This is a genomic window from Amycolatopsis sp. 195334CR (genome assembly GCF_017309385.1).
In the GTDB taxonomy this organism is placed as follows: domain Bacteria; phylum Actinomycetota; class Actinomycetes; order Mycobacteriales; family Pseudonocardiaceae; genus Amycolatopsis.
Genome location: NZ_JAFJMJ010000002.1, coordinates 1,789,792 through 1,802,005, shown reverse-complemented (window position 1 = coordinate 1,802,005; position 12,214 = coordinate 1,789,792). Strand labels below are relative to the sequence as shown.

Genomic DNA, 12,214 nt, shown 5'->3' with positions numbered 1-12,214 from the left:
AACCCGGAGATCGCGGTGGGGCTCGGTGCGCCTTATGAGGTGGGGAAGTTGTCCGCGGACCGGATGCGGTCGCGGATCCACACCCCGGCCGGCTTCAGCGGACCGGTGCCGGTGAAGCTGCTGCCCGCGCAGGTGCCCTGCTTGAACACCGCGCCCGACCGGAAGTCGTCGGAGAAGTTCCAGTTCGTCCAGCTGATCTTCTTGCTGGCCAGGAAGTCCAGGTACTTCTGCGAGTAGCTGAAGTCGTTCCCGCCGTCGCCGGTGTAGGTCTGGGTGCCGAACTCGGTGACGAACAGCGGCAGCTTCGACGCGGCCCGCGTGAGCGCGTTGAAGTACTCGTCCTGGTGGGAGGCCGCGTAGAAGTGGAACGTGTACATGAAGTTGCTGGCCTTGATCGGGTTGTTCACGATGTCGGCCTCGGTGCGGCCGTCGGAGATGCCCAGCGAGCCCCAGCCGTGCGTGCCCACGAGCACCACGCCGTCCGGGTCCTGCGCGCGGATGACCGGGATCATCTGCTCGGCGTAGCTCTTGATGCCGGCCCAGCTCACCCCGTTCGGCTCGTTCGCGATGTCGTAGATGATGTTGGTCTTGTCCTTGTGCCGCTTGGCGATCTCGGTGAAGAAGGTCTTGGCGCGGCCCAGGTTGTAGTTCGGGTCACCGGGGCTGAGCTGGTGCCAGTCGACCAGCGCGTACATGCCCCGCTTGGTCGCCTCCTCGATGTAGTTGTTCACCAGGTTGGTGAACTTCGCCGGATCGCTCTCGTAGCCACCTTCCTGGATGTACATCGAGATCCGCAGGACGTCGGCCTTCCAGTCGTTGGCCAGCGCGTCCAGCGAGGCGGTCTTCACGCACTGGGCGTACCACTGGATGCCGTGCGTGCTCATGCCGCGCAACTGGATCGGCTTGCCGTACTGGTTGCACAGCTGCAGGCCGCAGACCTTGAGCTGGCCGTTGACCGCCGCGGGCGAGCCGGGGGGCAGCGCGGTGATCGCCGCCGGTTCCGGCGCCGCCTGCGCCCCACCGGCCACCGACACCGGCAACAGGAAGGCAGCCGCGGCGACCGCCGCGACGCGGAGCCGGATTCTGTCCCAACGCATACGGGATTTCCTCTCTGACCAGGGCGGCGGAAATAGACAGGAAACTTTCTTTACTAATACGGCGAGGCCGACTGTAGTGATCTGCTTCACAGGGCGTCAAGAGTTCACCCCGTCTGGCCTAGCGGCGGTGGGTCAGCAACAGGTGGTCGTGCGCGGGCCGGAAGTTCGCGCTGCCCGCGTCCACCAGGTGTTCGGGCAGGTACCGCAGCCAGTGCGCCGGATCCCCGGCGAAGGCGGCCGACTCGCGCATCAGGGCGGTCACCTCGTGCCCGTAGCGGCCGAGCACCGTCACCTCGCCCGCGGCGGTGACGCCGATCCGCGCGAACTCCAGCACGTACTCGCCGACGCGCGCGGCGATCTCCGCGCCGGGCGGTGGAATCCGGAACCTGCCGACCTCCTGCACCGAGGTCCAGAACTCGGCGTCCCGCAACCGGGCGGCTTCGGCTCGGGCCCACGCCTCCGGCGCCTCGGCGAAGCCGTCCCCGGGCAGCGGGCCGTCGAACTCGCCGTTCGCGCCGACGTGGACCGTCCAGCGTGTCGAACCGCGCTCGTGCATCGAGATCAGGACCTCGCGGCCGGGCGGGGCCACCCGCCGCTCCCCCGCCGGCTCGGGCAAGCGCGGCGCGTCGACGGTGCCCCGGGACGCGTCGACGCCGAGTTGCGACTGCTTCCGCACGGTCTCCCCCGGCTTCAGGACCCAGCCCTCGGTCAGCTCCACGCCGGGACGGGCGCGCAGCCGGTCGAACAGGTCGGGCTCGACGTCCAGTTCGCCGGTGTGGCGCAGCAGGCCGTAGCGGTCGAGTTCGGCCGTGAACCCGGGACCACGGGCGAAAAGCGGGCCACGCGGCTCCGGCAGCACCACCCGGCGCACGCGCTCCACGACCGGCTCGCCGGCGACCTCGCGCACCCACGCCACCGGATCGGCCCCGGGCGGCAGCGACGCGACCGGACCGTCGTAGGCCAGCACCTCGCCGTCCGGCGCCACCAGCAGCGACCACCGCCCGGGCACGGTCAGCCGAAGTTCCTCCCCGGTCGCGGCGAAGCGGCCCGGGAGCGACCGCACCCCCTCGCGGCGGCGCGCGTCGACCGGGCCGCCGGTCCAGTCGCGGTGATCGCGTTCGTAGAAGTTTCCCATTCCGTGCCCGCCACTCGAACGCGCGAGCGTCAGGCCTCCCCGCTTTCTTTCCGCCGCATCAGCTCGAGGAACTGGTCGGAGTCGAGCACCTGGCGGTGCAGTTTTTCCAGCCGCGCGGCGGGCGCGCGAACATAACCCTTGCCGAACACCGGTGCGATCTGACGCAGGCTCGCGCCCGCTTCCCTGGCCGCCAGCAGGGCCCAGTCGGAGGCGTTCGCACAGGCCGTGGAGGCGGCCCGCAGCTGGCCGAGAAGGCCGATCAGCTCGTCCGCGCTCAACTCCCCGCGACGGGCGGATTCGGCTACCGTCCGCAGCCATTCGTTGATCTGGCGGGGCGTGACGGGTGGTTCCGGGGACGGGTACTCCTCACCGCTCATGGCCCGGAAGTATAGGTCGTTATACGAACATCCGGCGGTTCGGACACGCCGGACACGTGGACGGGCGGTGCCCCCGGATCGCTCCGGGGGCACCGCCCTTGGTGGGAAGCTTCGCTACCGCAAGTTCCCTACAGATACTGCCCGGTGTTGGTCGCCGTGTCGATCGCCCGGCCGGAGTCCTGGTTCTTGCCGGTGACCAGCGTGCGGATGTAGACGATCCGCTCGCCCTTCTTGCCGGAGATCCGGGCCCAGTCGTCCGGGTTGGTGGTGTTGGGCAGGTCCTCGTTCTCCGCGAACTCGTCGACGATCGCGTCCAGCAGGTGCTGCACGCGCAGACCGGGCTGTTTGGTCTCCAGCACCGACTTGATCGCCGCCTTCTTCGCCCGGTCCACGATGTTCTGGATCATCGCGCCCGAGTTGAAGTCGCGGAAGTAGAGCACCTCCTTGTCCCCGTTGGCGTAGGTGACCTCGAGGAAGCGGTTCTCGTCGCTCTCCTCGTACATGCGCTCGACGGTGTGCTGGATCATCGCGTCGAAGGTGGCCTTCGGGTCGCCGCCGAACTCCGCCAGGTCGTCGGCGTGGATCGGCAGGCCCTCGGCCAGGTACTTCGAGAAGATGTCCTTGGCACCCTCGGCGTCCGGACGCTCGATCTTGATCTTCACGTCCAGCCGGCCCGGCCGCAGGATCGCCGGGTCGATCATGTCCTCGCGGTTGGAGGCGCCGATGACGATGACGTTCTCCAGCCCCTCCACCCCGTCGATCTCGGAGAGCAGCTGCGGCACGATGGTGGTCTCCACGTCGGAGGACACGCCCGAACCGCGGGTGCGGAAGATCGAGTCCATCTCGTCGAAGAACACGATCACCGGGGTGCCCTCGGAGGCCTTCTCGCGCGCCCGCTGGAAGATCAGGCGGATGTGCCGCTCGGTCTCCCCGACGAACTTGTTGAGCAGCTCCGGGCCCTTGATGTTGAGGAAGTAGGACTTCGCCTCCGAGCCGTCGCCCGGATCGTCGCCCCTGGCCAGCGCGACCTTCTTGGCCAGCGAGTTCGCCACCGCCTTGGCGATGAGCGTCTTCCCGCAGCCCGGCGGGCCGTAGAGCAGCACGCCCTTCGGCGGCCGCAACTGGTACTCCAGGTACAGATCCGAGTGCAGGAAGGGCAGTTCCACCGCGTCGCGGATCTGCTCGATCTGCCGCCCGAGCCCGCCGATGTCCTCGTAGCTGACATCGGGGACCTCCTCCAGCACGAGGTCCTCGACCTCGGCCTTCGGCACCCGCTCGTAGGCGTAGCCGGCCTTGGAGTCGACCAGCAGGGAATCACCCGGCTTGAGCGTCTGCTCGGCCAGCGGGTCGGAGAGGTAGACCACCCGCTCCTCGTCCGCGTGCCCGACCACCAGCGCCCGCGAGCTGCCACCGGTGACCTCGGGGGCGAGCACCTCGCGGAGCGCGCACACCTCACCGGTCTGCTCGAAGCCGCCGCCCTCGACCACGGTCAGCGCCTCGTTCAGGCGCAGCGCCTGCCCGCGCCGCAGCGTTTCCACCTCGACCGCGGGGGAAACCGACACGCGCATCTTCCGGCCGGAGGTGAACACGTCGACCGTGCCGTCCTCGAACGCGGCCAGGAATACTCCATATCCGCTCGGCGGCTGCGCCAGCCTGTCGACCTCCTCACGGAGAGCGAGCAACTGGCCGCGCGCTTCACGAAGCGTCTCAACCAGTTTGTTATTTCGTTCGGTCAGCTGACTGACCCGTTCCGATGCCTCGGCGAGCCGCTGCTCGAGCACCCGGTTCTGCCGTGGCGAATCGGTCAGCTTACGGCGCAGCAGGGCGACTTCCTCTTCCAGGAAACGGACCTGTCGTGCCTGCTCATCCGACGTGTTCCCAGCTCCACTCGTTTCTGATGGGTCGGCGTCCTCCGGCCGACCTCCGGGAAGGTCGTGTTGCATGTCGGCACCTCCTCGGAGTGCTTTTCAGTCCACGGTACCGGCGATCACCGACTTGAGAAGCCCTATCCGCATCACAGGATCGGCGCGTCGCACCGGGATCACGGGGTTCCCCGATGCGCAATGGTCCAACCCGGTAAAGGCGAAAGATGCCCAACCGCTACCGTGCGTCTACATCGCTCGCTCCGCGATCCGCCAGGTGCACGGACTTCGGCGCAGGACACTAGGGGGCAACAATGACCTATCCACCGCAGCACCCCGGCGGCCCCGGACCGTACGGCCAGCCGGGCTACCAGGGACAACCGGGCGGGGGCTACCCGCAGAGCGGACCGCAGCCCCAGCAGTACCCGCAGCAGGGCGGCTGGAACGCCTTCGACGGGGGGCAGCAGCAACCGCAGCAGGGTGGCTGGGGACAGCAGGGGTGGCAGCAGGCACCCGACCCCTACGCGCAGCAGCAACAGGGGTGGGACGCCTTCGGCGGCGCGCCGCAGCAGCCCGGCGGGTTCGGCGAGGAACCGCCCAAAAAGAAGAAAACGGGCCTGATCGTCGGCCTGGTGATCGGCGCGGTGGTGGTGATCGGCGGGGCCGTGGCGGCCGTCGTGCTGCTCACCGGCGACGACGAGCCGAGCCAGGTCGCCCAGCAGAACCCCACGTCAGCGCCGCCGGAGCCGGGTGGCCAGGTGCCGCCGCCGAACTCCGGCAAGCCGAGCGCGAGCAAGCCGGGCGGCAACTCCGGCGACTCCGGTTCCGCGGCGGACAAGTCGGAGGTGAAGGCGGCCGGCCAGAAGGCGGTCGACGCGATCAACGACCGCGACGTGAACCTCGCCAAGGAGGTCGCCTGCAGCCCGGAAACGGTCTCGCAGTCCGACATCGACGAGATGCCGCAGGGGGTCGAGGCGAAGATCGTCGGCGAGCCGGTGGTCACCGGGGACACCGCTACCCTCGACGCCGAACTGTCCTACCAGGGGCAGTCGGAGAAGTCGCCGATCAAGCTGAAGAAGGAAGCCTCGCGGTGGTGCGTGGGCAGCTGAGCCGTCGCCGCGCGACGAGCAGGGGAACGACATGAACCAACCCCACGACCCGTACGGGCAGCAGCCCTACGGTGGTTACGGACAGTATCCGCCGCAGCAGCCGTATCCGGCGCCCGGCGGCTGGCCCGGCGAACCGAACTCCGCAAAGCAGAAGAACCGCGGTTTGATCGCGGGACTGGTGATCGGCGCGGTGCTCCTCGTCGGCGTGGCGGTCACGCTCGTCGTGGTGCTCACCGGTGGCGAGGAGGAGCCGCCCGCGGCGCAGCAGCCTCCCGCGCTGCCGCCGCCCGCGTCTTCGTCGGCTGCCCCGTCGAAGCCCGCGCCGTCGTCGAGCGCGGCGACCGGGCGGGGCTCGGAGACGCCGGAGGAAGCCGGTGAGGTGGTGATCGAGGCGCTGAACACCAAGGACGCGCAGAAGTACGCCACGATCGCCTGCAACGTCCAGAAGGAAGCCGACGTCAAGGGCCTGCAGGACACCTGGGACCGCGCCGGGGACATCTCGGCCAAACTGGCCAAGCCGGTGGAGACCAACGGCGACAGCGCCACCGTGACGGTCCGCGTGGAAGGCGGGGGCAACTTCAAGGAGACCCCGTTCAAGCTGGTCAAGCAGCGCGAGAAGTGGTGCATCCCCGGCTGAACCCGGACGCACCGGACCGCGCCGCCTCAGCCCTTGCTGGGGCGGCGCTTCAGCTTCAGCGGGGTGACGCCGTCCGCCAGGCGGCGCGCGGTGAGCAGGAACGCGGTGTGCGCGACCATCCGGTGGTCCGGCCGCACCGCCAGCCCGACCACGTGCCACGGCCGCATCAGCGTCTCCCACGACTCCGGCTCGGTCCAGCACTGCTGCTCCCGCAGCGCCTCGGTGATCCGCGAAAGCTGCGTCACCGTGGCCACGTAGACCGTGAGCACGCCGCCGGGCACCAGGTTCTCCTGTACCGAGGGCAGCACGTCCCACGGCGCCAGCATGTCCAGCACCACCCGGTCCACCTCGCCGGTGTGCCCGGCCACGTCCCCGATGGTCAGGTGCCAGTTCGCCGGGCGCTCCCCGAAGAACCGCTCGACGTTCTTCACCGCGTGCTCGGCGTGGTCGTCGCGCACCTCGAACGAGGTGACGCTGCCCTCCGGCCCGACGGCGCGCAGCAGCGAGCAGGTCAGCGCGCCGGAACCGGCACCGGCCTCCAGCACGCGCGCGCCCGGGAAGATGTCGCCCCACATCACGATCTGCGCGGCGTCCTTCGGGTAGATCACCTGCGCGCCCCGCGGCATGGACAGCACGTAGTCCGGCAGCAGCGGCCGCAGCGCCAGGTACGAGGTCCCGCCGGCGGAGACCACGATGGACCCCTCCGGCTGCCCGATGAGCTGGTCGTGCGCCAGCCCGCCGCGATGGGTGTGGTACTCGCCGCCCTCGGTCAGCACCATGGTGTAGTGCCGCCCCTTCGGGTCCGTCAGCTGTACCCGATCACCAACCCGAAACGGGCCCCCTGCCGACGCCAACGTGCGAACCTCCTGATCACCCCAGAGCGGAAGCCAGATCCTTTCAGACCCCGCCCGCGGGCGATCAGCCGGGACGCCGCCCGCTCATCGCCGCGCGCAGGTCCTCGCGGCGCAGCACGCCCGCCGGCCTGCCCTCGTCGTCGACCACCAGGAACTGCCAGGCCGCGGTCTCCCGCACGCGCTCGGCGATGTCGTCGCCCGGCTCGGACATCAGCAGCACCGACTCGGCCCGGATCGGCTCGGCGGCCAGTTCGGCGGGCGACTGCGGTGACTGCTGGGCCAGCCGCTCGGCGGCACCCGCGTCGAGCAGCCCGGCGGCCACGCCGTCCGCCCGCACCAGCACCACGCCGCGCCCGGCCGAGGCGGCCAGCGCGTCGGACACCGGGCTCTCCGCGGGCAGTTGGAGCACCGGGCGCACCAGGTCGGCGATCTCCAGCCCGTCCGGCCAGCCGCGGCGGCTCTCCGCGGCCAGCTCCGCGCTGGCGCCCATCGCGACGAACCACGCCGTCACCACGCACACGCCCAGCCGCAGCCACTTGTCGTCGCTGTCGCCCGCCAGTCCCCAGATCGCCCAGACCAGCAGGCCGACCGCCACCGCGCCGCCGCCGAAGACCGCGGCCTTGGTGCCGGTGGACCGGGTGCCGGTGACCGCCCAGACCCCGGCGCGCAGCATGCGCCCGCCGTCCAGCGGCAGGCCGGGCAGCAGGTTGAACACCGCGACCGCGAGGTTGGCCACCGCGCACTGCGCCACCAGCAGCCAGGCCGCGCCGCCCTCGGGCACGGCGAGCAGCAGCAGCGCGCAGAACCCGGCCAGCAGCACCGAGACCACCGGGCCGGCCGCGGCGACCAGGCCCTCCTGCCCCGGTTTGCGCGGGGTCCTGGCCACTTCGGACAGCCCGCCGAGCAGGAACAGCCGCAGCCGCCGGACCGGGATGCCCAGCCGCAGCGCGACCACGCAGTGCCCCAGTTCGTGGGCCAGCACGGACAGCCCCAGCAACACGGCGAAGGCCGCGGCCAGCGTCCACGAGGTGACCGGGCCCGCGCCCGGCAGCAGCCGCCCGACCAGCGGCGCGTAGAGCACCACGACCAGCAGCGAGCCGACCCACCACGACGGCGCCAGCAGCACCGGCACGCCGTCCACGCGGAACAGCAGCAGGCCGCCGTCCAGCGCCGACTCGCGGCGCGGGGACGGCCGCACCGAACCGCTGTTGGTGGTCACGCCGGACAGCCTAGAACGCCCGGTGTGGGAAAGCGGTGATCCGGGGCCCTCCCGCGCGCCCGTTCCCCAGGTTGTCGTACCCCTGTCCTAGGGTGCGGGGTATGTCAGCGCCCCTGCCGACCGCGAACGCCGAAGCCGAACCCGAGGTCCGCCGCCGTCCCGCGCTGTCCCCGTCCAGAGCCAGCGACTTCAAGCAGTGCCCGCTGCTCTACCGCTTCCGCGCGGTGGACAAGCTGCCGGAGACGCCGACCAAAGCCCAGTTGCGGGGCACGCTGGTGCACTCGGTGCTGGAAAAGCTGTTCGCGCTGCCGCAGGAGGAACGCCGGCGCGACCGGGCGCAGGAACTGCTCGGCCCGGCCTGGACCGAGGTGTCCGAGCAGCTGCGTCCGGAGTGGATGGAGCTGTTCGGCGAGGACCAGAAGGACGTCGACGCCTGGCTGCGCTCGGCGGGCAAGCTGGTCGACGCCTACTTCCAGCTGGAGGACCCGACCCGGCTCGAACCGGAGGCCTGCGAGCTGCACGTGGAGACCGAGCTGGGCTCCGGGGTGCTGCTGCGCGGTTACATCGACCGGCTCGACGTGGCACCGACCGGCGAGATCCGGGTGGTCGACTACAAGACCGGCGCGGCGCCGCGCGAGATCGGCGAGGCCAAGGCCCTGTTCCAGATGAAGTTCTACGCCGTGGTGCTGTGGCGGCTGCGCGGGGTGGTGCCGCGCCAGCTCAAGCTGATGTACCTGACCGACGGGCAGTCGCTGGCCTACGCGCCGGACGAGCCGGAGCTGCGCCGGTTCGAGCGCACGCTGGAGGCCATCTGGCAGGCCATCCTCAAGGCGGGCAAGACCGGGGACTTCCGGCCGAACCCGAGCAAGCTCTGCGCCTGGTGCGATCATCAGGCACACTGCCCGGAGTTCGGCGGTACTCCCCCGGCGTACCCGGGCTGGCCGGAACCGGACCCCGGGGAGGAGTCGGCGTTGGATCGGGCGGACTGAATGACGGCGTTCTACGAGCCGCTCGGCGGCGGGCGCTTCGCCCCCACCGAGCACACCGCCGGGCCGTGGTCGCCCGACGCGCAGCACTTCGGGCCGCCGTCGGCGCTGCTGGTGCGCTCGCTCGAAGAGGTGCCAGCCACCCGCGAGAGCAGGCTGGCCAGGGTGACCGTGGAGATCCTCGGCCCGGCGCCGCTGACCGAGCTGACCACGCGGGCGCGGGTGGAGCGGCCCGGCCGCTCGGTCGAACTGCTCTCCGCGGAGCTGAGCGCGGGCGGGAAGGTGGTGGCCAGGGCGTCGGCGTGGCGGCTGGTCACCTCCGACAGCACCGAGGTGATCGCCGGTGGCGCCGAACCGCTGCCGGTGCCGCCCGAGGAGGCCGAGCCCGCGCCCTGGCCGGAGCACTGGCTGGGGGCGGACCGCGGTTACCTCGCGGCCACCGAGTGGCGGGCGGTGCGCGGCTCGATGGTCGACCCCGGCCCGGCCGCGGTCTGGGTCCGCCAGCGTGTCGACCTGGTCGGCGGGGAGAAGCCGAGCCCGCTGCAGCGGCTGTTCGCGGTGGCCGACTCCGGCAACGGCGTGTCGAACTACCTCGACCCGCGCCGGTGGTGGTTCATCAACACCGAGCTGACCGTGCACCTCCAGCGCGAACCCGCTGGTGAGTGGATCGGGCTGGACGCGCGCACGGTGGTCGGGCCGGACGGCATCGGCACCGCCACCAGCGACCTGCACGACCGGGGCGGGCAGGTGGCCACCGGGGCGCAGGCACTGCTGGTGCGGCCGCGCTGACCGCCGACACCACCACGGTCGGGGCCGATATCCCACCGCTGGACCTGCGGATCCAATAGCCTGCCTCATCGAGCCAACCACGAGCACGCGGGAGTCCCCTGGCATGCAGATCACCTCGGTGGTCAACCAGAAAGGCGGGGTCGGCAAGACCGCGCTCAGTGTCGGCGCGGCGGCCGCGCTCGCCGAGCAGGGCCGCCGGGTCCTGCTCATCGACCTCGACCCGCAGGGACACGCCACCACGGAGATGCTGGGGCTGCCCGAGACGCCGGGCCACCTGCCGAGCATGGCCAGAGCGCTGACCAAGATGTGGAAGGGCCCGGTCGAGGACCTGATCGTCAGCCACCCGCGCAGCAACATCGGCCGCGGCGGTGCCTTCGACGTCATCCCGACCTCGCCGGGCATGTTCGACCTGATCCGGCGGCTCGACCAGTTCCGGGTGCCGGGCTGGCAGCTGGCCAGGGTGATCCAGTTCGCCAACTACGAGCACGTGATCATCGACTGCCCGCCGGCGCTGGACGTGCTGACCAACAACGCGCTCACCGCCACCCACGGCATCCTGGTGCCGGTCCAGCCCGACCGCACCAGCATCCGCGCCCTGCGCCTGCTCAACGACCAGCTCAACTACGTGCAGCAGACCGTCGGCCGCGGCCCGATCACCTACTTCGGCCTGGTCCCGGGCCTGTACCGGCGGCCGATGTCGACCTACGCGGTGACCGCGATGCAGGAGCTGCAGACCTTCGGCATCCCGATGCTGGCGCACGTGCCGCTCGGCGTGGTGATGAACGAGGCCGCCATCCGCGGCGTGCCGGTGACCACCTTCGCGCCGGAGACCGCGCAGGCGGTGGCGTTCCACCAGATCGCCAGGGCGCTGGAACAGCGGCGGCAGAGCCAGCCGGTGACCCAGCTGGTGCCCGCCGAGACGGAGTTCGTCTTCGAGGACTTCATCACCGAGGTGGCGCACACGCGCAGCGTCAACGACAACGGCGCGCGGAAGAAGCTCTACGACCTGATGCCGAAGCGGCCGAGGCCACCCCGCTAAGCGGCGAAGCCGCTTGCTGTGGGCCGCCCATTCGCACCGCAGCGGGTTCTCAGGCGGCTTCTCGCGAGGACAGCTTCACCGTGGTGAATTGGCCATTCATGAGGTGGAGATCCCGGAGCGAGAAGACGCCTGAGGTTCCGCCACCCGCACCGCCACGCAGGCCTCTAGGCCACGGCTCCACCGAGCAGCCAGGCGATCAGGGTCAGCGAGCCCATCGACAGCAGCGTGGAGACCAGTACGCAGTTCCGGACGAACCGGACGTCGACCGTGTACTGGCTCGACGCGATGAACACGTTCTGCGCGGTGGGCAGCGCCGAGCAGAGCACCGCGGCGAACAGCGACGGCCCGCTCAGCCCGAGCAGCAGCCCGAACCCGAGCGTCACGCCGGGCTGCACCAGCGCCTTGAGCACCACCACCACGACCGCCTCCGCGCGGCGGCGCTCCCCCGCCGGGCCCGCGGCGACCTGGTCGCCGCGCAGCGACATGCCCAGCACCAGCAGCGCGCACGCCACCCCGGCGTCGCCGAGGGTGTGGATCGGCTCCAGCACCACCGACGGCAGGTCGAGGCCGATCCCGCCGACCAGCAGGCCGAGCATGGACGCGGCGATCACCGGGTTCCGCACCGGCAGCAGGACCAGCCGCCGCCAGCGCGGGCCGTCGTCGCGCGGCACGTCCGACTCGATCGCGGCCAGCATCGACGGCATCATCAGCAGCGACTGGAACAGCAGCACCGCGACGATGAACGACGAGTTGCCCAGCACCTGCAACGCCACCGGGATGCCCAGGTTGCCCGCGTTGACGTAGCTGGCCGCCGCCGCGGACAGCGTGCGCTCGGCGCGGCGGCGCTTGAACACCCAGGTCGACAGCGAGAACGCGAGCAGCGCGACCAGCACCGTGCCGAGCACGAAGGCGAGCAGCCCGCGGTCGGCCAGCGCCGAGAACGGCGTGCCGATCAGCGTGCTGAACAGCACCGCGGGCATCGCCACCTGGAAGGCGAGCCTGGTGAGCACCGCGTCCGCGCGGTCACCGAGCACCCCGAACCGGCTCAGCAGGTAGCCGAGCCCGGTCAGGGCCCAGATCGGCGCGAACGCGGTGAGCGCTCCCCCCACC

Annotated in this window: 12 protein-coding genes; 5 read left to right on the top strand and 7 right to left on the bottom strand. The window is 70.9% G+C overall.

Going from position 1 to position 12,214, the window contains the following annotated elements; genetic code table 11:
- Positions 1-32: 32 nt before the first annotated feature.
- From JYK18_RS31495 to arc, 4 genes are all read right to left on the bottom strand, one after another.
- The gene (locus tag JYK18_RS31495) at positions 33-1,097 is read right to left on the bottom strand and encodes a glycoside hydrolase family 5 protein (RefSeq protein ID WP_206807060.1); all 1,065 of its coding nucleotides are present in this window, start codon (positions 1,095-1,097) and stop codon (positions 33-35) included.
- Positions 1,098-1,215: 118 nt separating this feature from the next.
- On the bottom strand, positions 1,216-2,232 hold the full coding sequence (locus JYK18_RS31490; protein ID WP_206807059.1) for a hypothetical protein: 1,017 nt from the start codon (positions 2,230-2,232) through the stop codon (positions 1,216-1,218).
- Between the two features lie 29 nt (positions 2,233-2,261).
- Positions 2,262-2,609 (bottom strand): hypothetical protein, encoded by a 348-nt coding sequence (locus JYK18_RS31485; RefSeq protein WP_206807058.1) that lies wholly within the window; start codon positions 2,607-2,609, stop codon positions 2,262-2,264.
- Between the two features lie 128 nt (positions 2,610-2,737).
- A complete protein-coding gene (gene arc / locus JYK18_RS31480) occupies positions 2,738-4,552 on the bottom strand; it encodes a proteasome ATPase (protein ID WP_206807057.1) in 1,815 nt (604 codons plus the stop codon).
- A gap of 233 nt (positions 4,553-4,785) precedes the next feature.
- Between arc and JYK18_RS31475 the strand changes: the two genes are divergently transcribed.
- Both JYK18_RS31475 and JYK18_RS31470 read left to right on the top strand, forming a co-directional pair.
- The gene (locus tag JYK18_RS31475; RefSeq protein WP_206807056.1) at positions 4,786-5,580 is read left to right on the top strand and encodes a hypothetical protein; all 795 of its coding nucleotides are present in this window, start codon (positions 4,786-4,788) and stop codon (positions 5,578-5,580) included.
- Positions 5,581-5,611: 31 nt separating this feature from the next.
- Positions 5,612-6,217, top strand: a complete 606-nt coding sequence (locus tag JYK18_RS31470) for a hypothetical protein (protein ID WP_206807055.1) — start codon at positions 5,612-5,614, stop codon at positions 6,215-6,217.
- A gap of 26 nt (positions 6,218-6,243) precedes the next feature.
- Here the strand turns inward: JYK18_RS31470 and JYK18_RS31465 are convergent, their stop codons facing one another.
- Positions 6,244-7,071: a tRNA (adenine-N1)-methyltransferase gene (locus JYK18_RS31465; RefSeq protein ID WP_206807054.1), complete on the bottom strand. Its 828-nt coding sequence runs from the start codon at positions 7,069-7,071 to the stop codon at positions 6,244-6,246.
- Positions 7,072-7,135: 64 nt separating this feature from the next.
- Positions 7,136-8,227: a site-2 protease family protein gene (locus JYK18_RS31460; protein WP_242583412.1), complete on the bottom strand. Its 1,092-nt coding sequence runs from the start codon at positions 8,225-8,227 to the stop codon at positions 7,136-7,138.
- 164 nt (positions 8,228-8,391) lie between these two features.
- Here JYK18_RS31460 and JYK18_RS31455 point away from each other — a divergent pair, with 164 nt between their 5' ends.
- The 3 genes from JYK18_RS31455 (at position 8,392) to JYK18_RS31445 (ending at position 11,104) form a co-directional block, all read left to right on the top strand.
- Entirely contained in the window at positions 8,392-9,279 is an 888-nt protein-coding gene (locus JYK18_RS31455; protein WP_206807053.1) for a RecB family exonuclease, read from the top strand.
- Positions 9,280-10,065, top strand: coding sequence for a thioesterase family protein (locus tag JYK18_RS31450; RefSeq protein WP_206807052.1), 786 nt, complete (start codon positions 9,280-9,282; stop codon positions 10,063-10,065). It abuts the gene before it with no gap.
- A 103-nt stretch (positions 10,066-10,168) separates the two neighbouring features.
- A complete protein-coding gene (locus tag JYK18_RS31445) occupies positions 10,169-11,104 on the top strand; it encodes a ParA family protein (RefSeq protein ID WP_206807051.1) in 936 nt (311 codons plus the stop codon).
- Positions 11,105-11,268: 164 nt separating this feature from the next.
- Here JYK18_RS31445 and JYK18_RS48090 read toward each other — a convergent pair whose 3' ends face one another.
- Positions 11,269-12,213, bottom strand: coding sequence for an AEC family transporter (locus JYK18_RS48090; RefSeq protein ID WP_206807050.1), 945 nt, complete (start codon positions 12,211-12,213; stop codon positions 11,269-11,271).
- Position 12,214 lies beyond the last annotated feature (1 nt).